The sequence below is a fragment of the Roseovarius sp. E0-M6 genome (assembly GCF_037083845.1).
GTDB lineage: Bacteria > Pseudomonadota > Alphaproteobacteria > Rhodobacterales > Rhodobacteraceae > Roseovarius.
Genome location: NZ_JBAPLA010000014.1, coordinates 1 through 18,277, shown reverse-complemented (window position 1 = coordinate 18,277; position 18,277 = coordinate 1). Strand labels below are relative to the sequence as shown.

The following is an 18,277-nucleotide window of genomic DNA, read 5'->3' as shown; positions in this document are numbered from 1 at the left end:
CGAAGATTGTGAAGCCGGGGTTGCAAACGAGATTTCCTTCGTTGCCAATCTCTTCCCGGAAGCTGCGTGAGAGAAGAGGTTCTGGATTCCACTGCCTGGTTGCCAAGCTAACGCAATAGACCCGTTCAAATACATCCGTGTCTGACCCTTGCAAAGGGCGTGCATTGCTGCGCTGATGGCAATGACAGAGGATTGGAAAAAAATGACCGCACGTCGGAAAATCGCAGTGATTTCACTTACCCCGTCGCCGCCTGCACCAGTCGCCACCAAAAGCACGCTTGCGGCTTTGAAAGCAGCCTTTCCCGATTACGAGCTCGATATCATTTATGTGCTCGAATTTCTCAAGCGGTCTCGGCTGCGCATGGCGCTGGCCGGCCTGTTCGCGGTCGCCACCTACCTGCCCGACCTGTTGCGCGGTCGAAAACGCCTCAAATACGCTTTTTTTCGCACGAATTTCGTTTTTCGCTGGATCAAGTGGCTGATGGCGGGCCGGATTGACCCCGAACGCCATGCCTTCTCCATTCAGCTACAATCGCTCTTCGATGCCAGCGTTCCGGGGGTGCCCAACTTCATCTACACGGACCACGTCCATCTGGAAAACCTGAAATTCGACGGATTCACCATTGCCGATCTTTACTCTTCAGGATGGCGTGCCTGCGAGCGCGAGATCTATCACAACGCGGAGAAGATCTTTACGTGGAGTACCAATGTCAGCCGCGCGCTGATCGAAGATTACGAGGTAGACCCGGAACATGTCGCGTGCATATATACTGGGAGCAATTCCACTGTCCCTCGTTCGCAACCCGCCAATCCGATACGCTACGCTCGCAAGGAGATCCTCTTCATAGGGGCGGATTGGCAGCGAAAAGGGGGGCCGACTCTGCTCCGTGCCTTTAGAATGCTCGGCGAGCGCCACCCAGACGCTACCTTGACGGTGATCAGTCGCGTACCCGACGACCAAGATCTCGACGGCGTGAATTACTTGGGTCTCCTCCCCCTCGTCGAGATACCCGAGTATTATGCTCGCGCCGCGATCTTTTGCATGCCGACACGTCTTGAACCTTTCGGAAATGTCTTTGTAGAGGCGATGTGGCACCAACTTCCAATAATAGCCACACGCGTGGGAGCCCTGCCCGATATCGTCGAGGACGGGATTAACGGCTTTCTCGTGCCGCCTGGAGAGGCAAACGCGTTGGCCGATCGGCTGTCTGACCTTCTTGACGATCCCGAACGCTGCGCCCGGATGGGATTGGCTTCACGCGAGCGTGCGGCTGGTCGCTACGACTGGCCACTAGTGGTTCAGAACATGCGCGCACATATCGAGGCGACACTCGCCGCGCGGGATGACATGGGATGAGCAGAACACGCGCTGCCTTTTTGCCGATTCTGCTGCTCGCGACATATGGCACCGCGCAGGAGCGGCATCCCGCGCTGGTCGCCTGCGAGACGCTCGCCGCACAGGATTGGCTCACCAAGGCCTTTGAGGGCAGCGAGGTGCTCAGCGGTGCATTCGATGGGCGGGTGAAGATTGAAACCCCAATGTTGGTGCGGAATGCAGAGTTGCGAGCGGCGCGTATTGGGTTTTCTCTGCGCCACGGAAGTGAAGGCACACCGCGCCAAGTCGCCTTTTTCGATATCACGGTGAGAGACATGCGATCGCATGACCGCTACGGAGCGGCGATCAAGACCCACCGAAAGGATCCCGGCATCTCTGTCTTTCTGAGTGATGTCAGCCTGCGGCCAGATTGGCCGGACTGGATCTCATACGAGACGACGAATTACGATGCCATCACGCTTGACTCGGCGGAGGCGCTGTACGCGCAAGCTGTGACAATCGCCGATTGGAACGCCGATGCCGCCATCGACAGCAAGGCAGAGACCACCCAACTTGTCGATGTTGTTATCACCGGCCCGGGCCACCGCCCATTGCGATTGTGGCGACCAGGGCCGCATTACATTGTTCATTCACGCATTAACAAGCCCGCAGAAGATACGTTGATCTGGCTGAAGGATTGCGAACGTGCGCAACTGCGCATCTTCGCCTCGAGGTTCAACGGTGCCAGCCGCCTGTCCTCAGATCAGGTCTCTTGCGAAACAGGTGAGTTTCCCGCTATAGAATATCTCAGCGAGGATCCTCGGCAGACTGGCGAAATGCACCCTGTATTCGCGACGTGCTCATGAGACAGGTCGCGAAGCGCCAACTTAAGACCTGAAAAACGCCCCATGACCACGCAGGCGCAAGGTGGGGAGAGTCCAACCTGATTTCCCTATGTCAACCCTCAAAACGCCATAGTGTGAGCACATTAACGCTTCATGAAGTATGACGCGGAAGCCGCATGTCAAAGAAGAAACTGGGCCTCGCGTCAGAAGCACGGGGTCTGAGTGTACAGAACATGTTAGACAAGCAGGAGCACCATGGTCGATGCAGGATGACTGGTACAGAGTGGATGAGAATATCCGGGGCCGTGAGCGCCAGTCGGCTACCCGTCTGCATGGTGCCGATGGCGACGTCTCGCTGCTGTCCGTCGCACTTAAGCACAAGTTGCGCCTCATCCTCACGGGTCTGATTGCGACGGTACTTGCCTATGTAGCGCTGACGCAGGTTACGGCCAGCTACGAATCCAGCGCCCAGGTTCTCCTAGAGATACAGGCAGATCCGGTGATCGACATCCCCAATGCAGTGCCCGAGGCGCCCGATGGAATCGCGACGCTGGAGAGCGCTGTCGTCCTGTTGCGCTCGCCGGAAATCATGCGGGCCGTAGTGGAGGATCTCGATCTGACCTCTCGGGCGGAGTTCAACTCTACCCTTCGCGAACCCACGCCAGTTGATGAATTATCGGACATGGTCTCCACCATGCTGGGCAAGGTAAAGATGATGCTGGGCGTCGAAACGCCTCCCGTCAGCAGCCCCCGCGACCCGATCGAGCGTGCGGCGCGCGCCTTGCGAGACAATGTCTCGATACGCAGCATCGGCGAGTCCCGTGTTATCGAGATCAGCACCACATCGGAAAGTGCGAGCTTGGCCGCACAGATCAGCAATGCAATCGCCACGCAATACATTGAGCATCAGATCGCAGTCAAAGCTGCGGCTGGCGAACGTGCGACAAATTGGCTGGAAGAGCGCACGAACGATGCGCGCGCCCAACTGGAAGCAGATGAAAAAGAGCTATCGGAGTTCGGACGGGAGATGATCGTATCGGAACGTGCCACCACGGCTGATCTTGATGCGCAGCTGGCCGAACTGACCACGCAATCGATCCAGCTGGATAACTTGCGTTCAGAACTTGTGGCTCGGCGTACAGAGATTGCCCAGTTGCGAGCCTACGGTAACTATCTGACGCTGGCCTCGGTGGCGGAGGTGCCAACCGTGACCGCACTGGTGGAACAATTGGCCGCGCTTGATGGCACCATCGTCGAACTCAACGCCATTTACGGCGACCATGCCAAGACCCGCGAAGCGCAGGAGACACGAAGACAGCTGATAACGCTCTTGGAAACGGAAACGGCCCGTTTGATCTCGGGGCTCGACGTTCGCATTGGTGCGCTGGAGGACCGGAAGAACGATCTGGCACGCGAGATCCGGGAGGTCCGTGTCGCTCTGGTCGCCGCAAAACAGGACAACTTTCGCCTCGATGCCCTGACACGTGAATTTGAAACATCGCGCAAAGTTTACGAGCGCTTTCTGCTTCGTCAGAAGGAAGTACGGCAGCGCAGCCAGTTCCAGTCACCAGGCGTACGCCTCGTGGCAGAGGCCGAACGCCCCTCTGCCCCTGTCGCACCGCAAAAAGCAAAACTAGCCTTGCTGGCCGGGATCGTGGCGGGTGGGGGCATGCTGATCTATCTGACCATCGGTCATGCGCGTGGTCCGAGGGAGGAAGAGGAACCAGCGATGGAAACGCTCGACCTCGTGGCATTGAATCGTATGGGCACACTCGTCACCTTGCCCCATCTGCCCGACGTGAAGCATCCGTCGGATCTGCTGCGCTACTTTCAGGACCATGCCGATTCGGAACTGGCGATCTCGGTAAACTGGCTGAAATCCTATCTCAGACCCCGCTCGAAAAACTGGACCAGCCTGATCATGATCACCTCTGCCGACCGAGGTGAGGGGAAATCCACCCTCTCCATGTTGCTGGCAGAAAGCTTCAGCCGAGACTCCAACACCCTGCTCATCAATGCGGACGAGGATGGGTGGCTCACTGATTTCGCCCAGACCGAAGAGTTCAAGAGGGCAGGCTTCGGCTTTCTCAATTACTCTGACGACATATTGCGACTTATGGATGAGGAACTCGCGATCGAGGACCAACTGGAGGACCGGCGCGGGAACCTTCTGGGGGCTGATATCGTCATCCTGGATGCACGAACCATGCCACTCTCTTCCGGACTTCTCGAGATCGGGCAGCAGGCAGACCACACGGTCTTCGCCTCTGCGTGGAACCGTTCACGTCTCGACCGGATACAGCAATGCGCGCGGGCGCTCGAAGAGATGGGTATTGCAATCAGCGCGCTGGCACTGACCATGATGCCGCGCGAGCGACAGGCCGCGCTCATGCAACTTCCCGGCCCAAGGTCGCCCCTGCAGCTACCCGAGCACCCCAGCACTTAAGAGGAGAAGGGAGCGGTCATGTGGATGCTGGTCTCACTCCTTGTAATCACGGTGAGCCTCGTGGTGCTCTTGCGGCAGATACGCGCGCTCGGGGACGATCAGCTCTCGCGGGCCGTAATCCTTCTGATCTGGGTGCGTTTCGCGCTGACGGCTCTCGGTGAACCGGCATTGCGCACAGTTGTTGCGGGCCAGTCGATTCTGGCACTCGGAACGTTCATCGCCGTGATGGCGTTGCTCTTCATCGTCCCGCTCGACTGCCTGCGCCGGCCTCGCCTGATGCCGTTCGGAGCAATGGTTGCCGTTCTGTTGCTCAGCGCGCTCTTGAACGGACAACTGAGCGCATTGCTGAATACCGGGACGCTGTGGATCATGTTTATCCTGATCGTCGTGCTGATCCATCGGGCCCTTGGGATCCACGGAAACCGAACAGTGCTGGGTTGCCTTCTGGCGGTGTTTTCGCTTCCCATCGGATTGCAACTCACCGCGGTCCTTCTGGGGCAGTCACAGATCGGGATGGATGGCAGCGTGAGCTATGTCGGAAATTATGTACACGAGGCTGTGTTCTCGACCGTAGCGCTCTGCGCGGTCTGGCTGGTGACCGTCTATCCCTGGCGCAAACGGTTCTGGCTGTTCACGGCGTTCGGCATAGTGATGGCCTCGATGGTCCTGGCCAACTACCGCACACTCATCCTTGCCTCTCTGCCGTCTCTGATTGCGATCATCGTACTCATGACAGCCAGAAAAGGGCAGAACCGGCGGGCTGTCATTTCCCTGATCGCCGTGCTGGCCGTCGTGCCGGTGGTGGTGGCGCTGCTGCCCTCGGATCGCTTTTCGGAATTGGTCACGGCTATCGGCATGCTGGGTGATCTCGCAAAACCGGCGCAGGAGTTCAGCGCAGCGGAAAAAGACCTACTCTCCGCCCGGATCTACATTGGTGCGGCCTATCTCGAGGGGTATGCGCAGGCCGACTTGGTGCGGCATTTGATCGGATTTGGGCCTGGTGCCGATACCGGTTTCATCGGCACTCATCCGCATAACGAGTTCTTGCGCATACTTTTTGAGACCGGGCTCCTCGGGCTGCTCTTGTGGATCGGCATCGTCGGCAGTCTTGTCGGGGCGGCGTTGAGACATGCGCCACGCCCGACCAATGCGGTTCTCGCCGGTGGCTATGGCGCACTGATGATCGGCAGCCTCGGGACCTCCTTCTTGATCCGGCCCGAGGGCATCATCTTTGTCGCGCTTCTGGTGGCCGTCACCTGGCATCTGACCGAACGCCAACCCGAACGCCGGCCCCTGCAGCGCATGCAGCAGGCAGGTTCGCGATGATCCGCCTGCCGAAAGTCGCCGAGGCGCGAGCACGTTTCTTCAAATCTGCAGGCTGGCTGCTGGCCCGGCAGGTCACCACCATTTTCAACTCACTGGTGTTGGGCATAGTGCTGGCACGGCACCTCGGCCCTGAAAATTTCGGTGTGCTGAACTACACGATTTCGCTTGTCGTGATGGTGATGCCGCTCACCACGCTGGGTATGCGCAATCTGGCGCTGCGCGAATACGCCACCCGCCCTGAGGATGCCGAGCGGATCCTCGGGACCATCACCGCGATGCGCTTGGGCGGCACGCTTGCCGCATTGGCTGTGATCTATGTCGTCTCGACCCGCTTTCCCATCGAACATGACAACATTGCGCTGTTGTGCATGCTTCTGGGGGTCGCGCTACTGTTCCAGATCTTCGATACGATCAAGGAACAGTTCATCGCATTGCAGAATCCGCGGATTTTCGTGATCGTTGAGGTCTGCGTTCTACTCACCTTCACCTTGCTGAAAATGCTGTTGGTCCTTTTGGATGCATCCGTGGATGCCTTCATCATCGCCGCCGGCGGCGAGATCGTGACACAGGGCATCGCCGCCGGGCTGGCCTATTACATACGCACCGGAAAATCGCCTCGGCTGCGGGTCGACCGTGGGCTCATGCGAAGCTATGCAGGCAGCGCCTTGCCGTTGGTACTTGGATCGATCTCGACGGTGATCTATCTTAAAGTCGATATCCTGTTTCTCGCCAACATGGTCGGGAAAGAGGCGACCGGCCAATATGCGGTTGCCACCCGTCTTTCCGAAGCGTGGTACATCCTGCCCTCGACGTTGGCGATGGCCGCCTTTCCCCGAATGATGGAGCTTCGGAGCACGGCACCCGAGCATTACCGGCGGCGCATTCAGGAGGCGATGGATGCCTTTGCCGCCTTCGGTACACTGATAGCTCTCACCAGCTTCTTCTGGGCCGCGCCTCTGATCGGGTTGCTCTTCGGGCCGGAATACCTTCCTGCAACGGCCCTGCTACAGATCCAGGTCTGGGTTGGCGTTGTCTTCGCGACGCGGCAACTCATTCACAAGTACCTTCTGGCCGATGGACTTTACTGGAGCTCGGCGCTCATCAACCTCACGGGTGCAGTGAGCAACGTAGCCCTCAACCTCTTGCTTATTCCCAGGTTTGGGGCCGAAGGAGCGGCATGGGCCACGTTGATTTCCTACACATTGGCACCACTTCTTCTAGCTCCCCTGGTCCCTTCGCTCCGGCCGGTCGCGAAGATGCAGATCCGGTCCATCCTGTGGTTCCGGCGAGGCCTCGCTGTCTTGCGACATGATCGAGGTGACATCTGATGCGCGAGCTATGTGTCGTCGTGGCGAGGCCCGGCACCGGGACGGAGCGGTTGGCGCCCGCCGTCGCGGCTCTCGCGCGCAGGGGCTTCGAGCTGTTTGCAGAGCGGGTCCTCGACGAAGTCCCGAATTCAGTGCCTTCGGCCAGCGTCGCGCGATCCGGCTCTCCCGTGCTGATCTGCTTCGATCCGCTGATAGAGGCGGAGGATCCGCCGGGCGAAAGCTTCGCACATTCCTCCATCGACGGCGCGGCCTTCCACCTTGGCGCGACCCTCGGTGCTGCGGTTGGTGATTTGAAAATCGCCGTGAATTCCCAACATGCCGTGGCCATCATGGATGCTGTTCTGACGGGCGAGGACCGCGCCGTGCTACGCGAGCGTATCGCTCTGCGTCGCACCCGAATGGAGACACGCGAGCCGGTCATTTCCACCCTCAGCCGCCACCGGCATCGCGCCAAGGTGGAACTGGTCGAATGGCAGGGTGGCATGGCAGTCAAGAAGACCTTTCGGGCCACCGCCGGCGAGGCCATGGCCAACGAGATCGCATTTCACGATGATATAGCCCCACTCAGCCCGGTACCTGCACGCATATTGCATCGGACCGGAACGGCGCTCTATTTCGAGTACATCATACAGCAGCCCGCCAGCCCGCTTCTGTCGGTCATGTCGCTTCCATGGCTTCTGCCGATGTCATGTGTCGCGGAGCTTGCGGAATTCGCGCAACTGGTCACCGCGCGTGGCTGGGATCCGCTCGACCTGACACCACGCGACAATGTGCTGATCGATGCCCGAAATGGTGCCCTACGCTGTATCGACTTCGAATTCGCGCGGCGCAACCCGGAATCCCTCAAACCGGAGCAGGCAGCCTTTCTTTCAGGCATTCGGGATGATGACAGCGCCGCCACACTGTTCGACATCGGGATGCGCCAGAACCCGTATTCCGGAAAATGGCGGCCCTTCACTGGCCTTGATTGCCACAGCTTTCTCCACGACCCGCCTTGGCTGCAAAGGGCGAAGCGTGCGGGGCTGCATCCTGTGTGGCTGATAGGGCGTGCACTGGGCAGCCTACAGCGGCGTCAGGCACATAAAAGCCGGAGAGCTTCTTTGCTCAGTGCACTCGCGCTTTAAGGTCGCCTCCCTTAACCTGGGCGGCCGCACCCCGAAAGACGTCGATAGACCGACCGCGCCCCGCCATATAGCGGCCGGAGCAAGGGTTTCGAGCTCAGCAGAGAGGCGATGCTGCTCGTCAGCACCGAAGAGATTGTGGTATTCAGAAAGACAAGCTCGCGATAGCAGGCGATGGCTATCTCATTCATGCGCCCATAATCCCAGCCGGCCGGATCCTGCGCGCGAAAGAAGGACGTATCGACCGTTCGCTTTTCGAGGCGTAAATATCCTTCATCGACGAGTCGTGTGGTCAACTTTTGCGAGATCACATGCTTGAGGTCGATCGCAAGTCGCCCGCCTTGCAAGGCCGCGCCGACTTTGCCGTCGATATCGTCGACGATTATCGCCGCCCCCGCCGCTAAGTACGGTCCGAAAAGTGCCAGGTCACGGTCGATGCGTCCATCCGCATCGAGCACCAGCATTTCCAAGACAAACCCCTCGGGAATCACGGTGGCGAAGTCATCGCTGCGCCCCACATGCAGGACAATTCGGCCCTCCACGCCGGCTTTACAGAAGTTGCCCTCTACGATCTCCTTGTTCTCGGCCGGGCCGCCGAAGCGCGCCCGCGACGAGGGGATGTCTGGCAGCGCCTGAAGCGTGTCGACCGTCGTGATCCGCGTTGCGTGCCCGCGAGAGGCCGCGCCGAGAGCCAGCGCGATCGTCCCGGCCCCATGCGCGGTACCGATCTCCAGCACCTGTTGCGGCCCATGTTCCGCAGCGGCATCGAAGAGCGCGTCATAGACCGTCTGCGACATCAGCGCATCGACATCGGCAAGTGTCGCGTGCAGCAGCGCCCGATAATCGGTATATTCGTTCTGGTCCATTGCCGCGCTCCTTGTTTCTTACATTCAACGAAGTTTGGACGCCAGAACGCCCAATGTTACCCGGAATCCGGAATGGCGGATGGCCGCCGTGATGTAACGCAACTTGCGTTCTCGCTGGGAGATATAGCTGAGCATAGCTATGGCCAACCGCCGCCTGTAGGCGGGCTCGCCCAGCCAGTCGCGATGCTTGTGTGTGGCAGCAGCAGCCGTTGCAAAGAGCTCTTCCGGCGTTTGGCGCATAGCATTGGTGGTGATTCGATCATGTCCCACACGACGGAAATAGAGAGGCTTTTCGACCAACATCAGTTGCCCACGCTTTGCAAGGCGCACGAAGAGATCCCAATCTTGTGCGCGTCGCAGCATGACGTCAAAAGGCTCTGCTAACAGCAGCGCGCGACGGGCGATCAGCCCGCTGGTGCCACAGGGGTTCTCTCTGCGCAGACGCTCGGCGATGTCCGAGATATTCCGTGGCTTGTCGGCCGGACCTCCAACATCCTGAGCGATGCACAAGCAAGCCTCCACCTTGAGCGCGAATTCAGCCTCTGTCTCACCCTCCACGCCCATCGCGCAGAGTTGCGTCTCGGTCTTTTCGGGCACCCATATATCGTCATCGTCCAGCAGTGCGACCCACCTCCCGCTGGCCAGTTCGATGCCAAGATTGCGGGCGACATTGGCACCGCTGCGTTCTGGCAGGCGGTGGACTTTCACCTTGTCACCAAGATCTGCAAGCTGGGAGCGCGGATCGCTGTCCGAGGCATCGTCAACAACGATAACTTCGCGTATCTCGACAGTCTGCGCCAGAGCGCTCTGCACCGCTTCACGCAGGTAGTCGCTACGATTGCAGGTTGGAATCACGACACTGATTCCGCAGCTACCTTCTGACCGCTGGGCGCGGTCACGAATCGTTATTGTATTGCTTCTCAAACTGTCTGACTCTTTCAACAGTCTCGGTAGGCGACCGGGATTGTTGCCCCTTCTTTGCATAGTTTCTCTCTATTTCGATCATATACAAAGTTATACTGGATAATTGTTATTATCTCTTTATCTTTTTTTATCTTGGCACGACTTCCGGCACGAAGAGCCAAGGTCGCAGCCCAGAGTTGGATAGGGGAAGCGAAGTTGACGAAGTTAACGGTTATAGGTCTCAGGGGCATTCCCGACGTCATGGGAGGAATCGAGACACACTGCGCGCAGCTTCTGCCGCATATCCTCGCAAATGTGGCCCCCGGAGAGTTGAAGATCACACTGCTGGCACGCCAAGCCTATGTCGATGCGCGGAAAGAGGTGAACGGTGTTGAACAGATCCCGATCTGGGCACCCCGCCACCCGTCGGCAGAAACTATAGTCCATACCTTGATCGCGCTTCTCTATGCGCGCTTCGTATTGCGCACCGATCTTGTCCACCTCCACGCCATCGGCCCTGGCCTGCTGGCCCCCATGGCGCGCCTTCTGGGCCTTCGATTGCTCTTTACGCACCACGGTGCTGATTACCGGCGACAGAAGTGGGGACCATTCTCTCGCTTTATGCTTCGGCGGGGCGAAAGTCTGGCTGTGCGCTTCTCGCATCGTGTGATTACCGTATCGCCCAGCACCGCAAAGCGGCTGCAGGCCCGCTTTCCCAAGAAAGCGGACCGGATCGTGCATATCCCTAACGGTTTCAGCAGCGAAGAGCCTTCGGAAGCCATCCCCGATCTGCTCGCGAAACATGCGCTGAACGCGGGATCCTACGTCATTTCAGTGGGACGGCTGGTGCCGGAAAAAGCGCACGACCTGCTAATCAAGGCATTTCAGGCTTCACGCCTGCCGTTGAAGGAGCCGCCCTGGAAGCTGGTGATCGTGGGTGACTCGGATCACGCAAGTGATTACGCCCGATCGCTGAGTGATCGCGCGGAACGCGATGAAAACATCATCCTCGTCGGGAAGGTTCCGCGTAAGACGGTTCTCGCGCTGAACGCTGAAAGTGGTCTGTTCGTTCTTCCGTCCTACCATGAAGGGCTGTCGATCGCCGCACTTGAGGCGCTTCATTCGGGTGTTCCGGTTCTGCTCAGCGACATCGACGCGAATCTCAACATCGGCCTCCCTCAGAGAAATTACTTTCCGGTCGGGTCGACCGAGAAACTGACGGAAAAACTCGATGCCGATCTGTCAGACTATACGCAGAGCCTGAACGTGGACTTGTCCCACTTCGACTGGCAAGAAATCGCGCGCACGACGCTCGCAGAAATCGAGCTTCTGGCCGGTGGCGCGCCCTTGCGCCGTATCGTAGCACCACACGCAGAGCAGCAGTCGAAGGCGTAAGCAATGGCGCGTAGACTCCTTCTCATGATCAACTCTCTGGAAGGTGGCGGTGCCGAGAAGGTGTTCGTAAGTATCGCCGCCCATCTGGCCAGCACGGGAGACTGGGACTTGTGCATTGCCACACTCGATGACGTGCCCGATGCCCATCCCGCACCACCCGAAGTCAAACGGATCCGACTTGATTCCCGTGGCAGCTTTTTTCGCAGCTTCCTGCAGGCCGGTGACTTCATCTCGCTGTGGCGACCCGATGTCGTTTTGAGCTTTCTCACACGGGCCAATTGCGCGGCGGTATTGGCGCGACGGAGCAGCGACTTCCATTGCATCATCAGTGAACGAGTCCATACCACCAGTCACCTCGGTCGCGGAGCGCGGAGTCGTCTGCAGCGGGCGATGGTACGATGGCTCTACCCTCGCGCCGACAAGGTGATCGCGGTCTCGGGCGGAGTGCGTAACGAATTGGAGCGCTGCTACGGCGTACCCGCGAACCGTATCACGGCAATCCCCAATCCGGTCTTTGCAGACGCGCTGCAGCTCAGAGGACAGGAAGAAGCCGAGATCGATCTTCCGCAGGATTTTTTTGTCGCGGTCGGTCGACTGGTTCCAAACAAGGGGGGCGAGGTGCTGTTGCGCGCCTTTGCCGCTCATGCAAACAAAGATCGCGCTTTGCTTATCCTCGGCGAGGGGCCGGAGCGCACACGCCTCGTGGCGCTGGCAAACTCGCTGGGAATAGGTGAACGTGTCCACATGCCAGGCTATATCAACAATCCGCAGGCGTTCCTCGCTCGTGGCACCGCCTATGTCTCAGCCTCCCGCAGTGAAGGGTTTCCGAATGCGCTGGTCGAAGCGATGTCTTTGGGGCGAGCGGTGATCTCGACCGATTGCCACTCAGGCCCTGCCGAGATACTCGCCGATACGCTAACGGGGCATGTGAAAGGCCCCGAACAGGCGCACTGGGGCGTGTTGGTGCCAGTAGACGATGTTACCGCGCTAGCCGATGCGATGGACCTGATGGATGAGGCCGGACTGCGCAGCCGATACGAGACGCTCTCCCTCCAACGGATGCAGAGCTATTCGCCGCCGGACATTTTCGCGCGTTACGATGCGGTTCTTAGCCTGTGACCAGCTATGTGGCCGATTTTGCATAACCAGATCATTCCGATCTCCCAAACCTGAGACAACGCAATGGATCCTCTCTACGTCGCCCGCCCCGTCCTGCCTGACCTCGCCGATCTAAACACCCTGCTCGAAGAGGTCTGGGCCACGCGAATCGTCACCAACGAAGCCGCGATGCACAACAGGCTGGAGGCAGAATTGAGCGCACTGCTGAGCGTACCGGTCGCCAAGCTCTTCAGCTCGGGCACCTCCGCTCTGCAATGTGCAATGCTTGCCCTCGACCTGCCAAAGGGAAGCGAGGTGATCACCACGCCGCTTACCTTCCCAGCCACGGCCCACGCCATAACAGCCTGCGGCCTCACGCCCGTCTTTGCCGATATCGACCCGGATACGCTGACGCTTGATCCGCAAGCGGTCGAGGCGGCGATCAGCCCACGCACCGCAGCGGTCCTGGGTGTGCATGTTTATGGCACGATCTGCGACGTGGATGCTCTGCAGGCGCTTTGCGATACGCATGGGCTGCGTCTGCTATTCGACGCGGCGCATGCCTTCTATTCACATAAGGGTGGTCAATCCATCGCGGCGATGGGTGATGTCAGTGCCTTTTCGCTTCATGCCACCAAGCTGTTCAACACGGTCGAGGGCGGACTGGTCACGACGCGTGACACCGCCCTTGCCAAACGCCTTGGACTCGCGCGCAATTTCGGCATCGAATCCGAGGAAATCGTGAGTTGCGTCGGCATAAACGGCAAGATGAGTGAGTTGCACGCGGCGGTCGGCCTGCTCAATCTCCATACGGCACCAGCCGAACGCGCAGCGCGCAAGGCCCTGCGGGCATGCTATGATAAGATCATTTTGGCCCATGACGGTCTGCGGACCCAGGTGATCCAAGAGCACGTGGTCCAGTCGGAACAGTACTACTTGCTGCGCGTCGATCCCGAGGAATTCGGCGCATCGCGTGACGATCTGTATGAGAGGTTAAAGCAGCGAAAAATATTTGCGCGCAAGTATTTCTGGCCGATCTGCACCGATTACGAATGCTACCGCGGCTTGCCGATCCACAGCCGGGCCCAGATGCCGGTGGCCGAACGGATCAAGACGACACTTCTTTGCCTGCCGTTCCATTCGGGTGCCACCCCAGACCATGTCGAGGCGATGGCCGAAACGATCGCGGAACTGGCAAAGGGTAGTAAACGGCTGCGAATGGAAGCCTGACTGAACCTTCAACGCCGCAAAAGGCGTCTCAGACCAGACAGCCCTTGCCGCGAGCTGCGCTGGACCCGCCCGATCCAAGAGGCGGCCGGATGAATCATATGCCGCCAAAGCCAGCGGCGCAGCGGATTGCCTTGTATAGACACTGAGCGCGGGACCCCGAAAACCTCACGCCAGCGCTTGGCAGGCATGCCGCCGAGGAGACCACCTTCCCCCCGCTCGCCTTCTGCGCCGAGTATAACGAGTTTCGACCGCTCCGGCGAATACCAAAGGCTTTCGAACAAAGAGTTTTCGTCAATGCGCCAGCCGGCCGTTTCAGTATCCTTAAGGATGTCGCGCAGTTGTTCGAGCGCTCGCAAATCGAGGGGCAGAGGGCAGACTGCGACCGGGCGGAGCCCTTCCCCCGGCTCGGCAAAATCAACGTAACCTGCCTCGCTCGACCCATCCAGCATTCGCCCCCAGCCGGGATCCGACACCCCAAGTCCCCGATGCAACGCAAGAGCTGCGCCAGCCTTGCTGGCAAGGTGCGGGCGATAGAGTTTGCGCAGGACGGAACCGCGACGCATGTACACAAAGCCGTTCGTGGCCGGTCCCGCAGGAGTACCCCCGTCCGCTCGTTGGGCGACCTGCGCCAGTCGATCGTCGACTGACCGCAGCAATTCCAGACATGCCGCCGCACCGAGAACCATAGACGCTATCTTTGCGGCCTCGTTGCTGGTATCCGTCGAATGTACAGGGTTGAAAGCCTGAGAACTGGCCACCTCGGTCAGGATTGCGGTGCGAATCCGCTCCTTGCAGGTCAGTGTCCTGAAATTGTCGAGAAGCGGATGACGCAGGCGGGTCTTCGCATAGGGGGGATGCGGAAAGACATCGAGAACGAAGAACAGATATGCAGGCGGACCACCGCTGACAGGAAACGGACCCTTGCGCCAGTTTCCTCCTCGTGTCGATTTCCTCAAGTTCTCGACCAGGTCGGGCGACAATGACTGCTCGGCTAATATCTCGAACCCGCTGGTGTGAATTGCGGTGCGCGCCATTTCAACACGCCCCGGGGACATTGCACGTTTCCTGAGGAAATACACTGCAAATCCAGCCGGGGGCGTCTGCCCTGCCGCGACCCTGGCCTGCATGTGATCGCGTAGCCACGGATCCGCTATGCCCAGCCTGTCGAGCATGTCATGCGTGGGCCGCCAACCGGCTTCAACCAGTTCGGCATCGAGTGCGGCGCGGTCTTGAAAGATCGACGCGTCATACCCCGCCGCCTCCGCAATAAGGCCCAATGCTTCGTGGTCATCGGTATCGTCGCGCCCCATGATGCGGGCGGGCGATCCGAAATAGGCGCGGATATACGCGGCGATCCGAAACCGGTCCAAGGCCTCCAGCTCATCAGCACGCGCCAGAAGATGCTCCGCCAGGTCGACAGGAAAGAGAGATAGTGTTACCTCGCTCTCGGCACCTGTCAGCCTGAAGGAACGTCCCGTGCCACCGCCGGGCGAGAAGAGCTGTCCACTAGCCAGCCCGGCCTTGCGCATCCACCTGCGCCCCATGCGTGCCTCGTCGGGCACAAGAAGTGCGGCATGGCTCCCGTCGGATGCGTGGATTCGTCCGAGTTCCAGCGCGGAGATGCCACGAGCCCGGAAATACCCTTCAAGATCGGTCCGCGATGCCAGCACGCTCATAGCAACTCACTGTCGATCCAAGGGTTGCGCGCGGCAAGCCGACGAAGGTGATCGGGAGGCGGGCGCCACCCTTCCCGGGCGAGCATTCGATCGAGACTTGACATGGTCACGGGCGGCTCAAGCGGGACGCCTATCCGAGCGGTCAGTTCCGTCAGGACGGCAGAGTAATCATGTGAGCCGATGGTGGAGGAGGGCGTCCGGTCATCCGGTGGCAGGCCGGACGCATAGCCCTTGAGATAAATTGCGTGATACGCCAATGCCAACGCATGCTCACGCGGCCCCGGCACCCACCAGCCACCATCACACCGCCGCGCGGTTCCGAGGATCGCCGCCGCGATGGCAGGGGGAAAGGCAGGAACATTGTCAGCTGATGGCGGCAGATATCCCGTCCCCCGCAAGCCGGTTTCGGAGTAGCAATCAACGCGCTGACCCTCCGGCCAACACGACATCAGCGCCTGCACACGGTCTATCGCGTCATCTGCGATGAGAATGTCGAGATCATGTCCGGGGGCAATATGCGGCAGAGCCTCGAACCACCTCAGAACAACGACGCGTATGCCCTCATCGTCGAGGCGTCTGAAGAACAGATCCACTGGAATATCCGGCGGCAGATATTGCTTCACGCCTTCACGGGCGCGAGAATTCCTGGGATGCATCTGGCGGGTAACCCGCTCACGCCAGTCATCGCTGAGATATGGCAAAACACGCGATACTATCGGAACAAGATGCCTGCGTCCTGGCCGTCTCATGTGCCGGAACGCTCCCGTTTCTGCAGTGTTCCTGTCAGGATCGTTCCGACGGGTACTCGCCCGGTTCGGGGAACACCCTCGTGAACACGAGGATCGCCGCGACGACCAGTGGCCAAACCGTGCAAAGAAGATATCCGATCAGTGCGAAAACAGGCGTTCTGTGTCCGCGCCGTTTCTGTTCGCGATACGTCATGGTGATCGCGAAGATCGACGAAGCGACGTAAAACGCAACAAAGATGGTCCAGATGTCCATAACGATCAGCTTTCATAATTTCATAAAAGTTTAACGTAATGTTCATAGGGGAGCAACAATCGTTTGCAGACGGCATAAAAGGAAAAGGCAGCAATACCGCAGGATTGGTGGTTGCGGCTCACTCCCTGCGGCGTTCCCACAGGCGGATGATGCACAGCCAGACGCAGACAGACATGGCGATCATCTCGCCTCCATCCTCGAGAATCGTCATGAGCCGGTTGAAGATCTTGCCGATCACGTCTGAAACCCCGCCGAGCATCGCATCAAGCGCGCCGTGCAGGACATCGACCGCCACACCAAACAGCCCGATCATGATCACTCCGGCCGCCAGCGCGCCGACGAATGCACGGGAGGGCGGCGTCACTCTCCGCACCGCCAGCCACAGCAACGGCGCGGCAATGGCGAGGATCACGGAATAAACGAAAAGCTCCCCACGATTTTGTGGATGCAGGCTGTGGAGCGCAGTTATCGATATCTGCTCCCCCAGCGCCCGGGCGACGTGATCATGTATTTCGTAGTAATCATCGAGCAGCAAGAAGAGGAACAATCCCGTCATGATGATCAGAGAGACGCCCCTCTCACGCTTCCAGATCAGAACAAGCGCAGCAGTTGAAACCATCAGCTTTCCGTAGTTCCAGATCGACGCAAGCCCGGTTTCGGCATTGAGCTGGAATGACGGGATTTCGGGCGCAAGGCCGAGGGCCTTCAGCACCCCAAAGATCGTGTAGAGAACAATGAAGAACAGATCGGTAAAGACGAAGACGATCAGCAGATCCCTCAGGAAACCATCCTGGCGGAACAATCCGCGATAGTGCTTCCAGCCATGTACAAGTGTTGATCGCTGCGACCGGATGGGTGAATTCTCGTCCAGTTGCTTTCTCCCGATGATGGTCCGTTACCTGGGCAGGCGGCAACCCCTTGCGATAACACCCTCTTGTTACATCGCGATCATGCTGTGTGCAATATTTCAGGGGCATTGCCCCAAGTGGTGGTGCCAAGGCTCCGATGTTCGAGTCAGACCAGTTACGGTTTCAGATTGAGGCAGAACCCAATTAAGGACCACGCGACATCGGGATCGGCCTGCTCGGTGTCTGGCAGTTCGCGCCTTCGGTACTTGCCGATCTGCGCGGCCTGATGGAAAGCGAGCGCCTGGAGATGCTTGTCGCGCGCGCGGTTCTCGTGGGTGGTCCGACCTCAACCGTCTAGGCATTGCTTCATTTGCTTGCTCTGGAAGAAGTTTAGTCTGTCGAGCAGATGGCTCAACTGTCTGTCTTTTCGTTGAGCGGCGGGTTCGGCGGGAGCATATAAGGATACCTCATCGACATGCCTAGGTGCCCCCAACTTCAGCACTATCGTGGACAGGCTCTTCTCCGATCCCATTCAGCAGCCCCAAAATGCTCAGTCGAGGTCACTTGATTCCGTTGGCAAGCTAAGTTGGCCCGGCGCGCACGCCGTTACGATACACGCGGCCTACGTGGCCGCTGAGGGTAATCTTAGCGCGCTATGCAGCGTCGGATCAGGACGCGCCTGCACCCTCAACACATCCGAATCGAGAGGGGACACCATTTTTTCAGGCCTGATGCAGCGACAGATCTATGCAGACGGGTCTATTGCGTTAGCTTGGCAACCAGGCAGTGGAATCCAGAACCTCTTCTCTCACGCAGCTTCCGGGAAGAGATTGGCAACGAAGGAAATCTCGTTTGCAACCCCGGCTTCACAATCTTCG

General features: G+C 59.1%; 15 protein-coding genes. 9 read left to right on the top strand and 6 right to left on the bottom strand.

The features are described 5' to 3' along the window. Positions 1-202: 202 nt before the first annotated feature. From V8359_RS19185 to V8359_RS19160, 6 genes are all read left to right on the top strand, one after another. Positions 203-1,357, top strand: a complete 1,155-nt coding sequence (locus tag V8359_RS19185; protein WP_336430754.1) for a glycosyltransferase family 4 protein — start codon at positions 203-205, stop codon at positions 1,355-1,357. Continuing rightward, positions 1,354-2,181: a hypothetical protein gene (locus tag V8359_RS19180; RefSeq protein WP_336430753.1), complete on the top strand. Its 828-nt coding sequence runs from the start codon at positions 1,354-1,356 to the stop codon at positions 2,179-2,181. The genes V8359_RS19185 and V8359_RS19180 overlap by 4 nt, the downstream gene beginning before the upstream one ends. A 241-nt stretch (positions 2,182-2,422) precedes the next feature. Then, positions 2,423-4,606, top strand: coding sequence for a GumC family protein (locus V8359_RS19175; protein ID WP_336430752.1), 2,184 nt, complete (start codon positions 2,423-2,425; stop codon positions 4,604-4,606). Between the two features lie 24 nt (positions 4,607-4,630). Further along, on the top strand, positions 4,631-5,932 hold the full coding sequence (locus tag V8359_RS19170) for a hypothetical protein (RefSeq protein ID WP_336430751.1): 1,302 nt from the start codon (positions 4,631-4,633) through the stop codon (positions 5,930-5,932). After that, complete coding sequence (locus V8359_RS19165; protein WP_336430749.1) at positions 5,929-7,260, top strand: flippase; 1,332 nt, start codon at positions 5,929-5,931, stop codon at positions 7,258-7,260. Before V8359_RS19170 ends, V8359_RS19165 begins: the two co-directional genes overlap by 4 nt. Continuing rightward, positions 7,260-8,384 carry a hypothetical protein gene (locus tag V8359_RS19160; protein WP_336430747.1) on the top strand — a complete coding sequence of 375 codons (1,125 nt, stop codon included), beginning with the start codon at positions 7,260-7,262 and terminating at the stop codon, positions 8,382-8,384. The genes V8359_RS19165 and V8359_RS19160 overlap by 1 nt, the downstream gene beginning before the upstream one ends. Before the next feature lie 11 nt (positions 8,385-8,395). Here V8359_RS19160 and V8359_RS19155 read toward each other — a convergent pair whose 3' ends face one another. Further along, the gene (locus V8359_RS19155; RefSeq protein ID WP_336430746.1) at positions 8,396-9,247 is read right to left on the bottom strand and encodes a class I SAM-dependent methyltransferase; all 852 of its coding nucleotides are present in this window, start codon (positions 9,245-9,247) and stop codon (positions 8,396-8,398) included. A 24-nt stretch (positions 9,248-9,271) separates the two neighbouring features. Continuing rightward, positions 9,272-10,189, bottom strand: coding sequence for a glycosyltransferase family 2 protein (locus tag V8359_RS19150; RefSeq protein WP_336430745.1), 918 nt, complete (start codon positions 10,187-10,189; stop codon positions 9,272-9,274). Positions 10,190-10,366: 177 nt separating this feature from the next. On the opposite strand from V8359_RS19150, the gene V8359_RS19145 reads away from it, so the two are divergent. From V8359_RS19145 to V8359_RS19135, 3 genes are all read left to right on the top strand, one after another. Then, positions 10,367-11,545: a glycosyltransferase family 4 protein gene (locus tag V8359_RS19145; RefSeq protein WP_336430744.1), complete on the top strand. Its 1,179-nt coding sequence runs from the start codon at positions 10,367-10,369 to the stop codon at positions 11,543-11,545. Positions 11,546-11,548: 3 nt separating this feature from the next. Continuing rightward, positions 11,549-12,664, top strand: coding sequence for a glycosyltransferase (locus V8359_RS19140; protein ID WP_336430743.1), 1,116 nt, complete (start codon positions 11,549-11,551; stop codon positions 12,662-12,664). 63 nt (positions 12,665-12,727) lie between these two features. Next, the gene (locus V8359_RS19135; protein ID WP_336430742.1) at positions 12,728-13,873 is read left to right on the top strand and encodes a DegT/DnrJ/EryC1/StrS family aminotransferase; all 1,146 of its coding nucleotides are present in this window, start codon (positions 12,728-12,730) and stop codon (positions 13,871-13,873) included. 8 nt (positions 13,874-13,881) lie between these two features. On the opposite strand, the gene V8359_RS19130 is transcribed toward V8359_RS19135, so the two are convergent. The 4 genes from V8359_RS19130 to V8359_RS19115 form a co-directional block, all read right to left on the bottom strand. Further along, entirely contained in the window at positions 13,882-15,402 is a 1,521-nt protein-coding gene (locus tag V8359_RS19130; RefSeq protein WP_336430741.1) for a hypothetical protein, read from the bottom strand. 143 nt (positions 15,403-15,545) lie between these two features. Next, a complete protein-coding gene (locus V8359_RS19125; RefSeq protein WP_336430740.1) occupies positions 15,546-16,142 on the bottom strand; it encodes a hypothetical protein in 597 nt (198 codons plus the stop codon). A 190-nt stretch (positions 16,143-16,332) separates the two neighbouring features. Next, positions 16,333-16,551: a hypothetical protein gene (locus tag V8359_RS19120; RefSeq protein ID WP_336430739.1), complete on the bottom strand. Its 219-nt coding sequence runs from the start codon at positions 16,549-16,551 to the stop codon at positions 16,333-16,335. 118 nt (positions 16,552-16,669) lie between these two features. After that, a complete protein-coding gene (locus tag V8359_RS19115) occupies positions 16,670-17,353 on the bottom strand; it encodes a hypothetical protein (RefSeq protein WP_336430738.1) in 684 nt (227 codons plus the stop codon). Positions 17,354-18,277: the final 924 nt, after the last annotated feature.